14 protein-coding genes, 15 tRNA genes, 1 rRNA gene and 1 other RNA gene are annotated in these 18,776 nt (G+C 46.8%); 23 read left to right on the top strand and 8 right to left on the bottom strand.

Annotated features, from left to right (window positions below):
- Positions 1-80: 80 nt before the first annotated feature.
- Together pepF and SPTER_RS12335 are read right to left on the bottom strand one after the other, a co-directional pair.
- Complete coding sequence (gene pepF, locus SPTER_RS12340; RefSeq protein WP_144350667.1) at positions 81-1,892, bottom strand: oligoendopeptidase F; 1,812 nt, start codon at positions 1,890-1,892, stop codon at positions 81-83.
- Positions 1,893-1,988: 96 nt separating this feature from the next.
- A complete protein-coding gene (locus SPTER_RS12335) occupies positions 1,989-2,771 on the bottom strand; it encodes an N-acetylmuramoyl-L-alanine amidase family protein (RefSeq protein WP_144350666.1) in 783 nt (260 codons plus the stop codon).
- A 178-nt stretch (positions 2,772-2,949) separates the two neighbouring features.
- On the opposite strand from SPTER_RS12335, the gene SPTER_RS12330 reads away from it, so the two are divergent.
- The 6 genes from SPTER_RS12330 to SPTER_RS12310 all read left to right on the top strand — a co-directional run bounded on the left by SPTER_RS12330 (position 2,950) and on the right by SPTER_RS12310 (position 8,725).
- Positions 2,950-4,713: a B12-binding domain-containing radical SAM protein gene (locus SPTER_RS12330; RefSeq protein WP_144350665.1), complete on the top strand. Its 1,764-nt coding sequence runs from the start codon at positions 2,950-2,952 to the stop codon at positions 4,711-4,713.
- Positions 4,697-5,662: a tRNA modification radical SAM protein MnmL/YtqA gene (gene mnmL / locus SPTER_RS12325; protein ID WP_144352884.1), complete on the top strand. Its 966-nt coding sequence runs from the start codon at positions 4,697-4,699 to the stop codon at positions 5,660-5,662. Before SPTER_RS12330 ends, mnmL begins: the two co-directional genes overlap by 17 nt.
- Before the next feature lie 117 nt (positions 5,663-5,779).
- The gene (locus SPTER_RS24730) at positions 5,780-5,935 is read left to right on the top strand and encodes a hypothetical protein (protein ID WP_170233243.1); all 156 of its coding nucleotides are present in this window, start codon (positions 5,780-5,782) and stop codon (positions 5,933-5,935) included.
- A 499-nt stretch (positions 5,936-6,434) separates the two neighbouring features.
- Positions 6,435-8,075 (top strand): 16S ribosomal RNA (locus tag SPTER_RS12320).
- A 415-nt stretch (positions 8,076-8,490) separates the two neighbouring features.
- Positions 8,491-8,567: transfer RNA gene (locus SPTER_RS12315), tRNA-Ile, on the top strand.
- A gap of 82 nt (positions 8,568-8,649) precedes the next feature.
- Positions 8,650-8,725 (top strand) — tRNA-Ala (locus SPTER_RS12310).
- Positions 8,726-8,950: 225 nt separating this feature from the next.
- Here SPTER_RS12310 and SPTER_RS12305 read toward each other — a convergent pair.
- On the bottom strand, positions 8,951-9,301 hold the full coding sequence (locus tag SPTER_RS12305; protein ID WP_144350664.1) for an ASCH domain-containing protein: 351 nt from the start codon (positions 9,299-9,301) through the stop codon (positions 8,951-8,953).
- Between the two features lie 508 nt (positions 9,302-9,809).
- Here SPTER_RS12305 and SPTER_RS12300 point away from each other — a divergent pair.
- From SPTER_RS12300 to SPTER_RS12235, 14 genes are all read left to right on the top strand, one after another.
- Positions 9,810-9,885: transfer RNA gene (locus SPTER_RS12300), tRNA-Lys, on the top strand.
- A gap of 89 nt (positions 9,886-9,974) precedes the next feature.
- Positions 9,975-10,049: transfer RNA gene (locus SPTER_RS12295), tRNA-Glu, on the top strand.
- Between the two features lie 80 nt (positions 10,050-10,129).
- Positions 10,130-10,205, top strand: a tRNA-Val gene (locus tag SPTER_RS12290).
- Positions 10,206-10,405: 200 nt separating this feature from the next.
- A tRNA-Asp gene (locus tag SPTER_RS12285) sits at positions 10,406-10,482 on the top strand.
- 20 nt (positions 10,483-10,502) lie between these two features.
- Positions 10,503-10,831, top strand: an RNA gene (rnpB, locus tag SPTER_RS12280) — RNase P RNA component class B.
- A gap of 27 nt (positions 10,832-10,858) precedes the next feature.
- Positions 10,859-10,935: transfer RNA gene (locus SPTER_RS12275), tRNA-Arg, on the top strand.
- Positions 10,936-11,078: 143 nt separating this feature from the next.
- Positions 11,079-11,154, top strand: a tRNA-Phe gene (locus SPTER_RS12270).
- Between the two features lie 7 nt (positions 11,155-11,161).
- Positions 11,162-11,237: transfer RNA gene (locus tag SPTER_RS12265), tRNA-Thr, on the top strand.
- Positions 11,238-11,246: 9 nt separating this feature from the next.
- Positions 11,247-11,331, top strand: a tRNA-Tyr gene (locus SPTER_RS12260).
- Between the two features lie 18 nt (positions 11,332-11,349).
- Positions 11,350-11,425: transfer RNA gene (locus SPTER_RS12255), tRNA-Met, on the top strand.
- A gap of 248 nt (positions 11,426-11,673) precedes the next feature.
- Positions 11,674-11,749: transfer RNA gene (locus tag SPTER_RS12250), tRNA-Thr, on the top strand.
- A gap of 9 nt (positions 11,750-11,758) precedes the next feature.
- Positions 11,759-11,835, top strand: a tRNA-Met gene (locus SPTER_RS12245).
- A 10-nt stretch (positions 11,836-11,845) separates the two neighbouring features.
- Positions 11,846-11,919, top strand: a tRNA-Gly gene (locus SPTER_RS12240).
- A gap of 15 nt (positions 11,920-11,934) precedes the next feature.
- Positions 11,935-12,011, top strand: a tRNA-Pro gene (locus tag SPTER_RS12235).
- A 104-nt stretch (positions 12,012-12,115) separates the two neighbouring features.
- Here SPTER_RS12235 and SPTER_RS12230 read toward each other — a convergent pair.
- Positions 12,116-12,316, bottom strand: a complete 201-nt coding sequence (locus SPTER_RS12230) for a DUF378 domain-containing protein (RefSeq protein WP_144350663.1) — start codon at positions 12,314-12,316, stop codon at positions 12,116-12,118.
- A gap of 210 nt (positions 12,317-12,526) precedes the next feature.
- Here SPTER_RS12230 and SPTER_RS12225 point away from each other — a divergent pair, with 210 nt between their 5' ends.
- From SPTER_RS12225 to SPTER_RS12215, 3 genes are all read left to right on the top strand, one after another.
- A complete protein-coding gene (locus SPTER_RS12225) occupies positions 12,527-13,072 on the top strand; it encodes a hypothetical protein (protein WP_144350662.1) in 546 nt (181 codons plus the stop codon).
- Complete coding sequence (locus tag SPTER_RS12220) at positions 13,073-14,563, top strand: AAA family ATPase (protein ID WP_144350661.1); 1,491 nt, start codon at positions 13,073-13,075, stop codon at positions 14,561-14,563. It abuts the gene before it with no gap.
- 66 nt (positions 14,564-14,629) lie between these two features.
- Complete coding sequence (locus SPTER_RS12215; protein WP_144350660.1) at positions 14,630-15,691, top strand: SIR2 family protein; 1,062 nt, start codon at positions 14,630-14,632, stop codon at positions 15,689-15,691.
- Positions 15,692-15,834: 143 nt separating this feature from the next.
- Here SPTER_RS12215 and SPTER_RS25660 read toward each other — a convergent pair whose 3' ends face one another.
- The 4 genes from SPTER_RS25660 to SPTER_RS12200 all read right to left on the bottom strand — a co-directional run bounded on the left by SPTER_RS25660 (position 15,835) and on the right by SPTER_RS12200 (position 18,744).
- Positions 15,835-15,966 (bottom strand): hypothetical protein, encoded by a 132-nt coding sequence (locus SPTER_RS25660; RefSeq protein ID WP_281289440.1) that lies wholly within the window; start codon positions 15,964-15,966, stop codon positions 15,835-15,837.
- Between the two features lie 74 nt (positions 15,967-16,040).
- Complete coding sequence (fba, locus tag SPTER_RS12210; protein ID WP_144350659.1) at positions 16,041-16,970, bottom strand: class II fructose-1,6-bisphosphate aldolase; 930 nt, start codon at positions 16,968-16,970, stop codon at positions 16,041-16,043.
- Positions 16,971-17,033: 63 nt separating this feature from the next.
- Positions 17,034-17,924 carry an RluA family pseudouridine synthase gene (locus SPTER_RS12205; protein WP_144350658.1) on the bottom strand — a complete coding sequence of 297 codons (891 nt, stop codon included), beginning with the start codon at positions 17,922-17,924 and terminating at the stop codon, positions 17,034-17,036.
- A gap of 352 nt (positions 17,925-18,276) precedes the next feature.
- Positions 18,277-18,744, bottom strand: a complete 468-nt coding sequence (locus SPTER_RS12200) for a hypothetical protein (RefSeq protein ID WP_144350657.1) — start codon at positions 18,742-18,744, stop codon at positions 18,277-18,279.
- Between the last annotated feature and the right edge of the window lie 32 nt (positions 18,745-18,776).

Below are 18,776 nucleotides of genomic sequence, written 5' to 3'. Positions count from 1 at the left end.
TGGTCAAGATTAAAACTGCTAGCCATCGAAAGCAATTATATTTTGTCATGTAATCAATATAACGCGTACCCGGAAAATTGTCAAGAGTTGGTTATTGTTTTTTCCAGTTCATCCAGCATATTGGCGAACTTGTTCAGTGTAAGCTCAACCGGCTGAGGTGTAAACATGTCAACACCTGCATTTTTAAGGATAGTAAGCGGATAATCTGAGCCGCCGCTTTTTAAAAAATTTAGATAACGTTCCTGGGCACCGTCGCTTTTAGTCAACATTTGTTCAGCCAGGGTTGTGGCGGCCGAGAAGCCGGTAACATATTGATAAACATAAAAATTGGCATAAAAATGGGGGATTCTGGCCCATTCAATATCAATTTCAGGATCAATAACGATAGCAGGCCCGTAATATTTAACATTCAGGGCGTGCCATAATTCCTCAAGCAAATCAGCTGTCAGGGTTTCACCATTTTCCGCTTGGTCATAAATGAGTTTTTCAAACTCGGCAAACATCGTTTGCCGATACACGGTTGCCCGTACCATCTCCAGGTATTGATTGATCAAATACAATTTCTTGCGGGGATCCTTAGTTGTTTTTAACAGGAAATCGTTCAATAAAATTTCATTGGTTGTGGAAGCTACCTCGGCCGTAAAGATGGTGTACTGGGAAGTAGCGTAAGGCTGGGTAGCCTGGCTGTAATAACTGTGAATGGCATGACCCATTTCATGGGCTAATGTGCTTACATCCTCAAGGCGGTCATTATAGTTGAGGAGCACAAACGGGTGGACGCCGTACACACCCCAGCAATAGGCACCGGATTGCTTGCCTTTATTCTCATAAACATCAATCCAGCCTGACGTTAACCCCTGCTGTAAAATACCGGTATATTCGGGCCCCAGTGGCGCCAGGCTGTCCTGTACTAATTTTTGTCCCTCCTGGTAGGTTACCGTAAATGTTACGGCTGGGGCCAGCGGGGTGTATAAGTCATACATATGAAGCTTATCAAGCTTTAACGCCTTTTTTTTAAGATCAATATAGCGGTGCAGGGGGGCCAGATTGTTATTCACGGTGGTAAGCAGGTTGTCATAGACGCCTACCGCGATATTGTCATCAGCCAGGGAGGATTCCAGTGTTGTGTTATATTTGCGGGTCCGGGCATAAAAAATATTCTTTTTGACACAGCCTGACAAGGTAGCGGCAAAGGTATTGCGGAACGCATGGTAAGCGCCGAATAAGCCGGTAAAAGCATCTTTACGCACGCGCCGGTCGGCCGACATAATAAGGGCGCGATAACGGCCCTCACTTAGGGTGAGGATTTTGCCGTCTTCGCCTTTTATCTCCGGAAATGTCATATCGGCATGGGCCAGCATATTAAAGGCTGTCTCGGCCGCTTGGGTGATTTCGACAGAACGGGCCAGGATTTCTTCCTCGCCCGGAGATAAGATATGCTGTTTTTGGCGGATCAGATTGTCAAAATAAAAGCTGTATTCGGCTAGCGCCTGGTCTTGCCGGTAGGTTGCCAGTACCGCCGCCGGCATAGCCAGGATTTCCGGTTTGATAAAGGCGGCGGCCGCCCCTGTTTCTGCCAGCAGGCTTTCGGTTTTGCCAACAAGGGCCTGATATTTGGCGTTGGCTGAGTTCTCATCCCGCTGCAGGCGGGCATAGGCAAACAGTTTGCCGGCCAGGATATTGATTTCATCCCGCAGTTGTAAGCAAGCGGCCAGGGTTGCCGGCGACTGGGCCAGGGTCCCTTTATAGTTAGCCACAGTGGGGATAGCGCTTTTTACCTTAGCGAAATCGGCTCGCCATAACTGTTCACTGGCATAAATATCTTCAATCTGCCATTTATACTCACTTTGTATTTCATCACGGGCTGGCAATGCTGTGGCGGTTTGCGACATGAGAACACGTCCTTTCAGGAAATAAAATAATCTATACTATATATTGGCTGCAGGTGGTGGTATTTCCTGGTATAGCATGCCTGAACAAATTATTTTCTATACTTTAAAGTATTTCAGAATGCCTTCACAAATGCTTTCGGCCGCATTGTCCCGGCCATCCACACTGGACAGGAGCATTTCTTCCACCGCATTGGAGATAAACGCTACTTCAATCAGGATAGACGGCATGTTGGTATAGCGTAGCACATAAAAACTGGCAAAGCGGGCGCCCCTGTTTTTGGTGCCCAGTTTTTCCGCCAGGCATCGTTGTACGGCATTAGCGAGGTTTACCGAGTCTTTATCACCATAGTGAAAGGTTGTTGTGCCAGATGCTGTATTACTGGCAAAGGCGTCGTTATGGATACTGATAAATAAGTCGGCGTCCGCCTGATTAGCCGCTTCGACTCTTGCTCCCAGTTCTTCATTGGCTGTTGCATCTGTGTAGGCCACATCGGCATCTGTATCCCGGGTCATTACTATGGTGGCCCCGCTTTTTTCCAGTTTTTCCTTGAGCAGCAGGGCAATTGCCAAGGTATTATCCTTTTCCATCGTACCGGTCGGCCCGAGTGTTCCCAGGTCGCTGCCGCCATGCCCCGGGTCCAGGCAAATAACCTTGCCGGCCAGGCGGGCGTTTTCCTCTTCACTTCTTTCATCAGCATGATTATCGGCTGGCAGCCGCGGCATGGATGAATCTTTCGAGTTAATAAGCACCAGTTCCCGTTGTGCATCATAGCGGATTCCCCAGTTAAGAACCTTGGCCATATTACGGAGCGTTATTAATAAATCACGGTTGACGCGGGCGTTATCAGGCAGATAGCGCCCATCGATCATTATCCGCATACTGTTCACCATCCTCACAAAAGTATAAGTGAGCTACGGGGTATGTTTACCTTATTTTATTTTATGCGCAGCTTATTTTGATGGTGACTATCATTCTCTTAAAGTTAGAGAGGATATTTGACAAGCCCGCCCGAAACTACTATACTTGCAGGGAGATTATGGCATCGGGAGAGGACATATGAAGGTTCTGCTAGCAACATTAAATGCTAAATATATTCATTCATCACTGGCTCTGCAGGACTTAGCGGCTTATTGCCAGACTCCGGAATGGGATATTGCTGTCCGTGAATATACTGTAAATAACGGACTGCTGGAAATATTAAGTGATATCTATACTTGTCAGGCAGATATAGTTGGACTGGCCTGCTATATCTGGAATATTGAAGCCAGTCTGGCGCTGGCCGCTTTAATCAAGCAGGTGCAGCCGCAGGCCGTTATTGTGCTGGGCGGGCCGGAGGTATCCTATCAGCCTGAGGACATATTAGCCGGCAATGCTGCTGTTGACTATATCGTTTTGGGTGAAGGCGAACACACGCTTAAAAGATTACTGGCCCTGTTGTTTAACAACCAGGCAGTGAACAATAGTACCGGCTTGGCCTATCGCTGCCAGGGAGCAATTGTTGCAGGGCAGCCTCAGATAGTTGCCCGGTTAGACGATATTCCCTTTCCTTATATAGCAGCAGAAATGACACGCTTCAACAATAAAATTATCTATTATGAAAGTTCACGGGGCTGCCCATTTTCCTGCCAGTATTGTTTATCAAGCGCAACTACGGGGGTGCGCTTTTTGAGTCAGGAGCGAGTAATCAGTGATTTGGGATTTTTTATTAAACAGGATGTGCGGCAGGTTAAATTTGTTGACCGTACTTTTAATGCCCGCAAAGAACACTACTTTCCGATCCTGCAGTTCCTGGCCGGGCAAACCTGCCGGACCAATTTCCACTTTGAGATAGCGGCCGATATCTGGGATCAGGAAGTAGTGGAGTTTTTACAGCACGTTCCGCCCGGACGGTTTCAGTTTGAAATTGGTATTCAATCAACAAACGAACAGACGCTGGCTGCAATCAAGCGGCATAATAACTGGCCTAGAATTGCTGAACATGTAAGCAAGGTCCGCAGTTATGGCAATATCCATTTGCATTTGGACTTAATTGTGGGCTTACCCTATGAGAATATGGCCGTATTTGCCAAATCCTTTGACGAGGCGTATAGTCTGCAGCCTGAGATGCTGCAGCTAGGTTTTCTTAAATTGCTTAAGGGATCAGGCATCAGGCGCAAGGCCGCGGCTCATGGTTACATTTACATGGAGCATGCGCCCTATGAAGTGCTTGGCAACAACTATCTGGACTATGGACAAATCAGACGGCTCAAGCTGTTGGCAGAGGTATTTGAACAGGTTTATAACAGTGCCCGCTTTATTTATAGTTTGCCGTGGCTTATTGCTCTGGCCGGTGATGGCGCCTTTAATTTCTATTATAAATTAGCGTGTTATTGGGAACAGCATGGTTATCAGCTTGTTGCTCACAGCGGCAAAACACTTTATAAGTATATGGCCGAATTTTGTGCGGCCTTGTACCCTGAGGCCAGGCAGAACTATCTGGAGTTATTAAAATTTGATGCCCTTATGAGTGAAAACGGTGCGGTACGCCCGGAATTTTTGCCCTGGAATCAGCTGAATCAGGCGGCAACCGACCAATGGGCGGAATATAAAAACTCATTTTGGCGGGATACCATTCGGGTCCGGCGGTATTTGCCTGACTTTACATTTACTACGTGGCGGGAGCTTAAGAAGACTTTTCACGTTGAGGTGTTTAGTATAGATATACCAGCCTGCCTGAACGGGGCGGAGCATCCGGCAGACCGCAAAGCGGCGGTGCTTTTTTCTTACAAACATACTAAACCAACCTATCAGGTGATTAATGATGATGATTTCTGGACTTAGATATAATGCCTATTCTGAATACCTGCGCCAAAGATATGGTGAAAAAGTGTACAAACTGCCGGTCAGCCTGCCGGTGACCTGTCCCAACCGTGACGGTCAGTGCGGGCACGATGGCTGTGTGTTCTGCGGTGAGATTGGTGCCGGCTATGAAAACCTGCCGGCCTGGCTGACTGTCAGTGACCAGCTGTCCGCGAATAAAGCGCATATTGCCCCTAAATATAAAGCTAAAAAATTTATTCCTTATTTTCAAAATTTCAGCAATACCTATTTGCCTGTTGAACAGTTAAAGCGGCATGTCATCGAAGCCTGTCAGGAAGATATTGTGGCGATTGCGTTAGCTACCAGGCCGGACTGTATTAGTGACCGGTATTTGGCGATGCTGGCTGAGGTCAGGGAGAAGTACGGTATTGATATTAGCATTGAGCTGGGTCTGCAGACTGTAAATTATCATACTCTGGCCAAAATTAACCGGGGCCATACTCTGGCCGAGTTTATTGATGCGGCCCAGCGAATCAAATGCTGGCCGATAGAGGTGTGTGCCCATCTGATCCTCAACCTCCCCTGGGACGACATGACTGATGCCATTGAAAGTGCTAAAATTGTTTCCGCACTGAGGGTTGATCAGGTCAAGCTGCATGCTTTATATATTGTAAAAAACACGGTAATGGCCGACTGGTATCAAAACGGCGCAATTACGCTGATTAGTAAAGAGGAATACGTCACAAGAGTGGTTGCTTTTCTGGAACACCTTCACCCTGACATAGTGATCCAGCGTTTAATCGGGCGGGCCCCGGCAGCCAATACGCTGTTTACTAACTGGCAAACAGGCTGGTGGAAAATACGTGATGCTATTGAAGAACAATTACTTACACAGGATACCTGGCAAGGGAAAAAATGCCTTTATTTAAACGGACCGGCCGTAAGAAATATGGAACTGGGAACCATATGACCGATTTGTTAGAAAAAACTTTCTTTTCTGTTATTTGCTAAAGTTGTTTACAAAGATAACAAGAGTTGTTAATATTATAACTGCAGTTAAAAATTAAGGAGTGTGTAGTATTTAGAAATGAGAAAGCTTCAGTTACTGGAACAGATTGATAAACTGGCAGCATTACTTCATAGTCATGATTTAAAAGACCTTAACCTTACTAAAGGAACAGTTAATGAAATTCGTCAGAAACTGGATATTCTGACCGATGAATATATTCAATGCTACTGCTAACCAGCAAGAAACATCGCTTTCATACGATGTTTCTTATTTTTTTCCAGGATCAGAGCGTATGGCGGCTTGCTGATTTTCGCCTGACAGCGATACTGAGATAAATAACCCAATAGGATGGTTGACACCCGCGTTTGTGCATGTTAATATATGAAGGTCGGCTATGCAGATAACGACAATAACTTCCAAAAATAGTTATATTGACACATGAAATACGATGTGTTAACATAACTGAGCTATTGTTCTTACAGCAGCCATGATACGCCCGTGATCCTAGCGCATCCATGCGCGTCGGTCCCGGGCAAAGCGTATCGTCCTGATACGCCCGTGACACTAGCGCATCCATGCACGTCGTTCCCTGAAAACTGAACAATGTAAAGAAATGCATCATACAAAATGCCAGATGTGCGGTGTGCTGCTTGCAGCACAAGCAAAACAAATTTTGATTTAATTGAGCCGATAAAACGGCTTCAATATATATAGTCGTAACCGACTATGCACTTTATTGGAGAGTTTGATCCTGGCTCAGGACGAACGCTGGCGGCGTGCCTAACACATGCAAGTCGAACGGACGGTTTGGATGTTGGACTTTGGATATTGGAAATTGGAAAGAGAGAACGGGGGTAACCCTGGTTGCTTATCCAAAATCCAGCGTCTAAAGTCCAACATCCAGAAGTTAGTGGCGAACGGGTGAGTAACGCGTAGACAACCTGCCTCTTAGCTGGGGACAACACCGCGAAAGTGGTGCTAATACCGAATGTGGTAACTCGGTTGCATAACAGAGTTAAGAAAGATGGCCACTCTGAAGAAGCTATCGCTAAGAGATGGGTCTGCGTCTGATTAGCTGGTTGGTGAGGTAACGGCTCACCAAGGCGACGATCAGTAGCCGGTCTGAGAGGATGAACGGCCACACTGGGACTGAGACACGGCCCAGACTCCTACGGGAGGCAGCAGTGGGGAATCTTCCGCAATGGACGAAAGTCTGACGGAGCAACGCCGCGTGAGTGAAGAAGGCCTTCGGGTCGTAAAGCTCTGTCGTTTGGGACGAACGTGGTCTATGTGAATAATGTAGACTAATGACGGTACCAAAGGAGGAAGCCACGGCTAACTACGTGCCAGCAGCCGCGGTAATACGTAGGTGGCAAGCGTTGTCCGGAATTATTGGGCGTAAAGGGCGTGTAGGTGGCCTGGTAAGTCGTGTGTCTAAGTGCGAAGCTTAACTTCGTATGGGCGCAGGAAACTGTCAGGCTTGAGTGCAGGAGAGGAAAGTGGAATTCCCAGTGTAGCGGTGAAATGCGTAGATATTGGGAGGAACACCAGTGGCGAAGGCGACTTTCTGGACTGTGTCTGACACTGAGGCGCGAAAGCCAGGGGAGCGAACGGGATTAGATACCCCGGTAGTCCTGGCCGTAAACGATGGGTACTAGGTGTAGAGGGTATCGACCCCTTCTGTGCCGGAGTTAACGCAATAAGTACCCCGCCTGGGGAGTACGGCCGCAAGGTTGAAACTCAAAGGAATTGACGGGGGCCCGCACAAGCGGTGGAGTATGTGGTTTAATTCGACGCAACGCGAAGAACCTTACCAGGGCTTGACATTGAGCGAAAGGTTCAGAGATGAATCCCTATCTACGGATACGCGAAAACAGGTGGTGCATGGCTGTCGTCAGCTCGTGTCGTGAGATGTTGGGTTAAGTCCCGCAACGAGCGCAACCCTTATCCTTTGTTGCCAGCGCGTAAAGGCGGGAACTCAAGGGAGACTGCCGCAGAGAATGCGGAGGAAGGCGGGGATGACGTCAAGTCATCATGCCCCTAATGTCCTGGGCTACACACGTACTACAATGGGCTTAAACAAAGCGAAGCAAGCCTGCGAAGGTAAGCAAAACGCAGAAATAAGCTCTCAGTTCGGATCGGAGGCTGCAACTCGCCTCCGTGAAGTCGGAATCGCTAGTAATCGCAGGTCAGCATACTGCGGTGAATACGTTCCCGGGCCTTGTACACACCGCCCGTCACACCACGAAAGTCAGTCACACCCGAAGCCGGTGGGGTAACCGCAAGGAACTAGCCGTCTAAGGTGGGGCCGATGATTGGGGTGAAGTCGTAACAAGGTAGCCGTATCGGAAGGTGCGGCTGGATCACCTCCTTTCTAGGGATATAAGCATAAGCAGAGAGCCGAGTTTTTAGGAGCGAAAGCGACGCGGAAACTCGTGCGAATCGCTTAGTTCTGAGCGTAAGCGATAAGCAGAGAACCCAAGAGGGCGAGCCGCGAGGCGAAGTCTGATTGGTGTGAATCGCTTAGTTCTTAGCGCAAGCGAAGAACCTTATTATCTAAGCGAGCTCAATTCCAGGTCGGTACATCCTGGCAGATGCAGACCATTTACATTGTTTGGTTTTGAGGGAATGCTCATTAAATATTTCTTTGGCAAAATCGCGTTAACGGGTTGCATCGTTCGCGATGGGGGTCCAAAGGTAGAGAGCGCTATAATTCTCTTGAGGCTGTCATAAGCGAGTATCGCTAAGCAACACAGCGAGGGCGAGTTTTTATACAGCTGAATTTTTTTGGGCCTATAGCTCAGCTGGTTAGAGCGCACGCCTGATAAGCGTGAGGTCAGTGGTTCAAGTCCACTTAGGCCCACCATTTTAGATATTGGATATTAGACTTTGGACATTGGAGTGAAAAACCTGTCTAATATCTAAATCCAACATCTAACATCTAATACGGGGGCGTAGCTCAGCTGGGAGAGCACCTGCCTTGCAAGCAGGGGGTCAGCGGTTCGATCCCGCTCGTCTCCACCATATATCCAGTGACGATAGCTGTGGGAAAGCAGTTAAGCGCACAACGCCGAAGCTACTTGGCTGGAAACGGCCCGGGAGAGTAGAAAGAAAAAACACTCACTTGTCGTGAGTGTTTTTTCTGCCATGTAGGAGGCAAGGCTTAGGCCGTTCAAAGGTAAGGGTCAGAGGCAACGGCACTAGGACTAGGGAAAAGTGACGGAACAAGCCAGCCCCACAGGAATTTAACTACTGTTCAATTATTTCTGAGAAATAGATTACAGTGACAATATCATCGGAATGAATTGATTTTTGATAAATTTTCTCAAAAAAATTCAGCAATTCTTCTTTGGTTTTTATTTCAGGGTTCTGATGATCTAAGTCGTGTGTGGTGAGGTCGGAAAATTTTTTTATTAATACCCGGTCAATCATAGCAGAATATAATTTTCTTTTTGTTTTAAATTTTTCACCCACAGTTATCCAAACTATAGAATTTTCCGGATAAGTATTTCTCATATCTCCCGGGCGTATAGTACAGTTTTTTTGACGGCTGATTAATAACTTTTCATGATTTGGTGATTGAAAGTTAAGTGCAAACATAGAGTCGCCTCCTTGATAGCTAATCATTACTTTTATATAACATTATATTCCTTAGTTAAGAGTTTATCAAAGAAAAAATAATTAACCGACAAAAAAAACTAATTTCAGAAGCTGTTTGCTGGACTTGAGTGCTAAGAGTAGTCATATTTAACAATGTTTTTCTTAAATATTGTTGACGTAGTATCAAGTAAATGATACTATAGTAAAGCTGTCAGTTTTTCGACAACAAAGGAACATGAAATATTATGTTGACAATATAGGATAAACATGATAGCATATAAAAGCTGTCAAATTCCCGATAGTGTGAATAGTATAAAGCTGCTGCGAGTGCCAAAACGAATCGTCCGGGATATGCCCGTCTGTGGGCTGTTGTAAAGTGCCAGCACAAAAGCCTTCGGTACAATAAACTGTTAAAAGTTACAAGTTGCAAACAGCGAGTAATTATGATATTATATAGTTCCGTCCCAAAAACAAAACATTATAATAATTTAGCAGCTATTTAGACGTCGACCTACTAGCTCAGTTGGTAGAGCACCTGACTTTTAATCAGGGTGTCCCGCGTTCGAGTCGCGGGTGGGTCACCATAAGCAGCGAACCAAGTTCTCACGAGCCGATAGGCGAAATGAGAACTTGAGTGAGTCGCTTACTTCCGAGCCTTGTTAGAATTGTTCATGGCCCGTTGGTCAAGCGGTTAAGACACCGCCCTTTCACGGCGGTATCAAGGGTTCGATTCCCTTACGGGTCACCATGCTGGATAGTAGATGTTAGACGTTGGATAGTGGAAGCTACATCTAAAATCCAACGTCTACTATCCAAAATCCAAAACACGGGCGATTAGCTCAGCCGGGAGAGCGCCTGCCTTACAAGCAGGATGTCGGCGGTTCGATCCCGTCATCGCCCACCATAAGCAGAGAACCCAAGAAGGCGAGCTGTTAGGCGAAGCCTGATTGGGTGAATCGCTTAGTTCTGAGCGGTAGCGATAAGCAGAGAATCCAAGAAGGCGAGCCGTGAGGCGAAGGCTGATTGGTGTGAATCGCTTAGTTCTGAGCGGTAGCGAAGAACCTCCTTAAATCCGGTTATCAACAATCCTATTATCAACTTTTTGGCCCTGTGGTGTAGCGGTCTAACATGCCGCCCTGTCACGGCGGAGACCGACGGTTCAAATCCGTTCAGGGTCGCCATTACAATTCCAGCCTTTTTTAAAAACGGGAAATTGCGGTACTGCTTATTGCAGTATTGAGGAAAGTCCAGACTGCCACAACCTGAGATGGTTGTAATGTTCGTGCTCATCGCAAGATGAGGCAGAGCTAAGCTCTGACGACGGCGAAATCGACTCACGCAGCCGAAAGTAGCCATAAAGTGCACAGAGAATGAGTAGACTGGCGACAGTCTAGTGAAAAGTGGTAAACTCCACGAGGCAGAAACCCAAATTTTGGTAGGGGAACTTCCTGTAGGGAATTGAACCGAAGGGAAGAACGCAGCAGCTGCGTTAGATAAATAATTTCCTAAAACAGAAACTGGCTTACGGTTTTTAATGAAGGCTGTAATATATAAGATGACTCCGTAGCTCAGCTGGATAGAGCGTTTGACTACGAATCAAAAGGCCGCAGGTTCGAATCCTGCCGGGGTCGCCACCTTTCCTTAATCTCCTGCGGGTGGCTAGAAATGTCCATATGCTAGGCGCGACGAGAACCGTAGCGGCGGCGTACACGGAGTACGTTGAGCAACGGATCGCAGGAGCAACAACGCAGATGGGCGTTTATAGACAGCTGCACATGCCTCGGTAGCTCAGTCGGTAGAGCAGAGGACTGAAAATCCTCGTGTCGACAGTTCGATTCTGTCCTGAGGCACCATATTTATGCTGGCGTAGCTCAATTGGTAGAGCAGCTGACTTGTAATCAGCAGGTTGGGGGTTCAATTCCTCTCGCCAGCTCCATCCAAATATGGAGGGATTCCCGAGTGGCTAAAGGGAGCAGACTGTAAATCTGCCGTCTTTGACTTCGGTGGTTCGAATCCACCTCCCTCCACCAATCACAATCTTATAACATCGCGGGGTGGAGCAGTTGGTAGCTCGTCGGGCTCATAACCCGAAGGTCACAGGTTCAAGTCCTGTCCCCGCAACCAAAGTAATTTACGTGCTTTATAGGTTCTAACCTGAATTTATAAAGCACAGCTTTATAAAGAAACGAACTCCATTAACCCCGCCATCTGCGACAAGCCAACTATCTGCCACGCAGCCGCAAACGGCTTAGTAGTGTCCAGATGCGAGGCGCACCGGAAAAGCGTGCAGCGCGGCGCACTGGGAAGTGCGTAAGCAAACGCTTTGAGGAGCAACGAAGCAGATGGGCGCTAATAAGTCGTTTGCGCTATTTGCTGGTGTAGCTCAGTCGGTAGAGCGTATCCTTGGTAAGGATAAGGCCACCGGTTCAATCCCGGTCACTAGCTCCAGCTTAATATGGCGGCGTAGCTCAGCTGGCTAGAGCATTCGGTTCATACCCGAAGTGTCCGGGGTTCAAATCCCTGCGCCGCCACCAACTCTAGTATGCGGGTGTAGCTCAATGGTAGAGCACTAGCCTTCCAAGCTAGCTACGAGGGTTCGATTCCCTTCACCCGCTCCATTTATTTATTTTTTTCGGGGCGTGGCTCAGTTTGGTAGAGTACCTGGCTTGGGACCAGGGGGTCGCAGGTTCGAATCCTGCCGCTCCGACCAGTTCACTAGCGCATCCCTGCGCGCGTCGTTTACATTGTTTGGTATGGCCAAACCCCCTGTACAGCCGGTGAGCTGTGCAGGGGGTTTGGTTGTTGATGGTTTATTTATTGCTGAGAGCGGCTGCGGTCCCGGAATAGGAGCGACATAGAGTAAATACCGGCTAGGCCGACAAGGCTGTACACAATGCGGCTTAAGAAAGATTGCTGTCCACCAAAAATGGTTGCTACCAGATCAAAACTGAATAAGCCGACTAGCAGCCAGTTCAATGCTCCGACAATGACAAGGATTAAGGCAATCCTATCCATATAACTCCTCCTTTTTAAAGCTCGAATTATAGTCTTCTATACCTATTATGACCAAATTATTTAATAATACATCCCACAAATGCTGGTGAGTTTGCCTTTTTTTTACGCTGTACCATATAGCTGAATTATGATATAATTTTATTCTATAATAGTATTGAAATAAAGTATAAAAATATATATAAAAATAAATAAGAAAGGGCGCATTAGGAAATGGCGAGAAAAAATATTAACTGGGTTGTTGGTGGTCTGACACTGATGCTCACCCTTGCTAGCTTGTTTGGCGGACAATTGTTATGGAATAAATATGCGGTAGTTAATCCAATTAACAATGCAGTGCAAAGTATTAAGGGCGTTGAATCTGTTGCTGTAAGCCGTCTAAATGAACAGGGAGATAGTAAAAATATTAAAATATATGTAAAACTTGCTCAGGTAGCGAATTTACAGAAGTTGTATGCTGAGTTGGAGGAGGCATTAAAACAGGTACACAGGCCCCAGCGATATGAGCTTGTTATCCAGGATAGCCGGACACCGGAGCTGGAGCAATTTTACCATTCTATTCATTATTCGGTGCAGGAAGCTGTTTTTACCGGCAATTTTACAGCAATGGCCGGGAGTATTGCAGCTAAGGCAGGCAGTGCCGGTGTAGAAGCGCAGACCTATGTAGACACCAAAAATATTTACTTACAAATGACCAAAGGAACAAATGAAATGTATGTGGTGGTTACCCGTGACAGTAATAGAGCGGGGGTGCAATAAATGCAATATCCTGAGATAATTTGTGGCATAGGTGCTGCTATCCTGATATTCCTGGCAATACAAGGGATTGATCTGTTACCGGTATTTTTTTTGGCCGGCTTAGCGGCTGCATTTTGGATCGTGCATAACAGGCGTACCGGCAATAAATCTTTTATCAGCGCTGCCAAAAGGACGGCGGAAGAACAACTGGTAAGCTTTGATGATATTGGCGGGCAAGATATGGCCAAAGGTGAACTTTGTGAAGCTCTGGAATTTGTTAAAGATGTTGAACGTATTAAGACATTAGGAATTCGTCCGCTTAAAGGTATCTTACTTAATGGCCCGCCAGGCACAGGCAAAACGCTGCTTGCCAAAGCAGCAGCCCAGTTTACCGGCTCAGCTTTTTTAGCAGTCAGTGGCTCTGAGTTTGTTGAAATGTATGTTGGTGTTGGTGCCCAGCGGGTGCGTCAGCTATTTAAGCAGGCCCGTGATGTCGCCAAACGTAACGATAAGACCAATGCGGTTATTTTTATTGATGAGATTGAAGTATTAGGCGGCAAACGCGGTCAAAATGCCGGGCACATGGAATATGACCAGACTTTAAATGAGCTTTTGGTACAAATGGACGGTATATCGGAGAATGATGCCATACGCGTTTTAGTGATTGGCGCAACGAATCGAATTGATATTCTTGACTCGGCGCTTCTGCGACCGGGGCGCTTTGATCGTCAGGTTAAGGTTGACTTACCTGATAAAAAAGGCCGGCTAAAGGTTCTCCAATTGCATACCCGCAACAAACCGCTGGCTGACGATGTCTCCCTTGCCGATGTGGCTAATGACACCTTTGGCTTTTCCGGTGCTCATCTGGAAAGTGTGACTAATGAAGCGGCTATTCTGGCTTTTAGGGAAAGCTCCGGGGTTATTACTGCTCAACATTTGCGCAGCGCTGTGGAAAAAGTAATTATGGGCGAGAAGCTTGACCGAATACCAAATGCAGAGGAAAAAAAGCGGATAGCCATTCATGAGGCTGGGCATGCCCTGGTGAGTGAGTATACTTTGCCAGGCTCAGTAGCCAGCGTCAATGTGGCCGCTCGTGGCAATGCCCTGGGCTATGTCAGGCAGACTCAGCAGGATGACATCTATTTATATACTGCTGATTATATTAATAGCAAAATAGCAGTTGCTATAGCCGGTGCGCTTGCTGAAGAGCTTTTTCTTGGCACGCGCAGCACCGGGGCGGCCAATGACTTTAAGCAGGCTGCCGATATGGCTAAACAAATAGTATTTGGCGGTATGTCTGAGCTTGGCATTGTATCACCTGCTGATATACCCCAGGAATTACTGCATAATACAATCACTGCTATTTTTAAGCAGGTTGAAGCGGAGGTAAGAACTGTACTGACTGATCAGCAGACACCTTTTACCCGGATTGTAGATACCTTGCTTGCTAAAGAAGTCATCTCCGGGGCGGAGGTTCGGGCTTTTATACAGGGGGATGAACAAGCTGCATAGACGGCCGCCGCCGGCGGGGTGCTTTTTTCTGCATATTCCTGCCCCTTGGGGAGAATAATCTTTGATATGATAAACACAACAATTCTATTAGGCGGTGGTGCATCTGCCGCCGAGGGCGCACCGGTACAAAACCTGCTGTTTAAGAAATATTTTAAAGCCCTCCGGGAAAAGAAAAACTACAGCGATCGCAAGCGGGTAAGCGAGCTTTGTGACTATTTTAAGCAAATGTTTTTTATTGATGTGCTTCAGGATGATCTGGATGCCATTGAGTTTCCAACCTTTGAAGAGGCGATTGGCCTCTTGGACTTAGCGGTTCGGAAACGGCAGTCTTTTAAAGAGTTTGATCTTGAAAACATTGCCAAGAGCAGTAATCGCATCGGGTTTATTAGGCAATATCTGGTGTTGTTAATGGCTGAGGTACTGGAAGATAGGACCGCAGCCGTAAAGGGGCTGCACCGTGTTTTAGTAGACCGGCTGAGCGAACTTGGCTGTCTGGCGGACACCGTATTTCTATCTACTAATTATGATGTATTAATCGATCAGGCGCTGATCGGCAGAAATGATATTGCGGTTGATTATGGTATAGACTTTAGTAATTATCAAAGTCCGGCCTGCTCCGCCCACCAGCATAAACCTGTTATTAACCTGTATAAAGTACATGGTTCACTTAATTGGTCCTATTGCCCCACTTGCAATACATTAAAGTTACTTAACTGCCAGCAGGGACTTCTGCGCTTGCATACAGAGCCGTCACAGGCGCTGTGTGCAAACTGCCAGTCCATAAAAATGCCGGTGATTGTACCACCGACATTTTTTAAAAATATGTCCAATAATTTCATAAATATAGTCTGGCATAAAACTGAAACCTGCCTGCGTGATGTCAGTCATATCATTTTCTGCGGTTATTCCTTCCCTGACGCAGACATGCATATTAAATATCTCTTAAAGCGGATTCAAACCAATCGCCCTGATCGTCTGCGCATCACGGTAATTAATAATTATCCTGGAAAAAAGCAGGAGAAGATCGATGAGGAACAGAAACGGTATACCCGGTTTTTGGGAACCGGTATCCGCTATACTGATAATACCTTTGAAGATTTCTGCAGGCAGCCGGAAAACTTCCTCTAAGCAAACAAGGCTTACGCCGAGCCTCAGCGAAAGCCTTGGTGCCTTTAGCCAGTAGCCAGGCGGAAAGCCAAATTTTTTCACACAGAATAAAATTCGCCGCAGACTTATGCACAATATGCGGGCATAAGCTGCGGCGAATTTACTTATTTTTTGTTAAAGGCCAGCAAAAAAACATTGTTGCCATGTTTAACAGCAAACTCTTTCTCGAATTTTTCAATGGTGTTAAGCTCCGCGGCAGATAAAGCGGCAAAGTTTACCTTGTTGGCAGCAGACATGCTAATAACCCCTTTCTATAATGAATGATTTGTCATTACTTTTTCCCATTATAGAAATTATATGCCTGTGCTTATTATAGACGGCCGCTGCAGTTTAAGACATTGCGGATTTTGTGTTTAACCATACCTGTAATGGCCGCACGGGCAGGTTTGAGATACTGACGAGGATCAAAGTCGGCTGGATTCTTGGACAGGTGTTCTCTGATTGACGCCGTCATAGCCAAACGCAGATCAGTATCAATATTAATTTTACATACGCCCAGTTGGCCGGCTCGGCGCAGCATATCTTCAGGTACACCTTGCGCACCCTTTAACTGACCGCCATAATTATTGCATTTCTCCACAAACTCAGGCAGTACGGTGGAGGCACCGTGCAGCACCAGGGGAAAAGCGGGGAGCAGTCTGGAGATAGTTGCTAAGCGGTCAAAATCGAGGTTGCTCTCACCTTTGAATTTATAGGCCCCATGGCTGGTGCCGATAGCGATTGCCAAGGAATCCACACCGGTTCTTTCCACAAACTCAACAGCCTGATCCGGATCGGTATATGTAGCGTCTTTAGTACTGACATTAACAGCGTCTTCGATACCCGCCAGGCGGCCAAGTTCAGCCTCGACCACAACGCCGCGCCCGTGGGCGTATTCCACTACTTTTCTGGTAAGGGCAATGTTTTCTTCAAATGGTAGTTTGGAACCGTCGATCATGACTGAGGTAAAACCCCCGTCAATACAGGATTTGCAGATTTCAAAATCTTCACCGTGATCAAGATGTAAGCAAATCGGCAGGCCTGAATCTTCTATAGCTGCTTCAACCAGCTTCATTAAATAGATATGTTTAGCATATTTGCGGGCACCGGCCGACACCTGGAGGATAAGCGGAGCCCGCTCTTCTTTGGCTGCATCAACAATACCCTGGATGATTTCCATGTTATTAACATTAAATGCGCCAACAGCGTATTGCCCTTCATACGCTTTTTTAAACATGTCTTTTGAAGTAACTAATGACAAATGAAATCCCTCCTATTTTTCCCCCTGGGGGATCAGATATATGATAGCATATTACCCCATACATTATAGCATATTTGTAACCTGATCGCCAAGCTGGCTTAAAAGATCTGTTAAATCTTGGGGCAGAGGGCTGATAATTTCGGTAATCTGCTGCGTAATTGGGTGTAGTAAGCTGAGGCTGGCAGCATGTAATGCCTGGCGCTGAATTAGATTTACCGGTCCACCGTACAAATCATCGCCTAACAGCGGGCAGCCAATATGACTGAAATGTACCCGTATCTGATGAGTACGGCCGGTTGCCAGAATAATTTCCAGTAAGCTGGCATTTTTATAGGCTGCAAGCAGGTTATAATGGGTGATTGCCTGTTGGCCGGCCAACGTGACCTGGCGTTCAATAATGCTTCCCGGCTTGCGGCCAATAGGCATGTTGAGGGTACCTTTGTCCGGCTGAGGCCGGCCGGCGGCGGCGGCCAGGTAAGTTTTCAGCAGGTGCTGCTGGTTTTGATTCAGCCAGTGCTGAATGTCAGGCCGTTTAGCAATAAGTACTAAGCCTGACGTATTGCGGTCCAGCCTGTTGACGGGATGAAAATCGCAGGCATAGTTATTTTGCCGGTAATAATGCATAACCGCATTGGCCAGGGTGCCTGACGGCTGCCCCGCTGCCGGGTGCACCAGCATACCGGCCGGCTTGTCTGCGGCTAACAGCCATTCATCCTCGTAGGCAATGGCCAGTGGTAACGCTTCTGCCGTAATTGTTGTGGCCTGCGGCCAGGTGGCGGTAACGATATCACCTGGATACACCAAGTCATGCGTTGCTGCGGGGCAGCCATTTAGGCTGAGTGTTCCGCTGTGTTTGATCTTACGCCACAATGTCAGCGATATTCCTGCCTGGCGGCGCAAAAACTCTTTTACCGGTAACGGGGAGCAGGTTGGTGGTACTGGGAAATCCGGCATGGCAACTCCTTGAATAATTAATTCGACTGAAATAGTATTCGTATTATCCGGATTTAAATCCTTTATTTAGAAAACCTGGCTGGGGCCAAGTCCTCCAGGACGCCGGCCCAAGCCAGGTTTTTCTTAGCCCGTGGATTATAGGCTGAATTTTATAAATTCTGATGGGATAAAGAAAACACGGCTTGCGCCGAGCCCTTGACGAAAGCGTAAGCCGATGCTGCCCTTAGCCAGGGAAGTTATACTTTCTATCCTGAAAAATAGTGGTTTTCATTCCTGGCTGGTGCCGTTGTAACTGACATGACTGTCTATCAGGATAAAAAGGAGGCTGGTGCCTCCTTTTAATAATGGAGTATTATATCATATTTTCTATCATGCCAACTATCGCTGCTATATGCTCCCGCTCCCTAGCAATAGATTCTTTGATATAATCTCCCATTGGGTTTGATCTTAAGCCATAGAAGTAGACAAAACGGCGATGACGCCGAACAAGTCCTGTGAGGAGTGATAATAGTAACAGGCGATTGCCGTAAAAATGCCGTTCAGTATCTGCCGGCTCATAATCAATTATTTTAGAATCGTGTTTTTTCATAACTGCTGCCAGGTGCTCATCGTGCATGCAGATCATGTGAATTACATCCAGATATCCTTCCCAGTGAGTTGCGGCCATGGTGTTAAGTGCATCACGTACGCCATCGCTTGTATGTTCAGCGGCTTCAACAGTTGTGAGCATAAGTTCAAGCTGTTCAATAGCTTCCTGATGCAAAGTAATCATGTGCGACGGATCAACCGTTAACAACCTGCGGCTGAAAGGTTTTTTCATCGTGTATCATCTCCTCTGACAAGGCGTTCGGG

The organism is Sporomusa termitida, from assembly GCF_007641255.1.
GTDB lineage: Bacteria > Bacillota > Negativicutes > Sporomusales > Sporomusaceae > Sporomusa > Sporomusa termitida.
The sequence above is the reverse complement of the archived record's forward strand: the minus strand, read 5'-3'. Positions and strand labels throughout refer to the sequence as shown.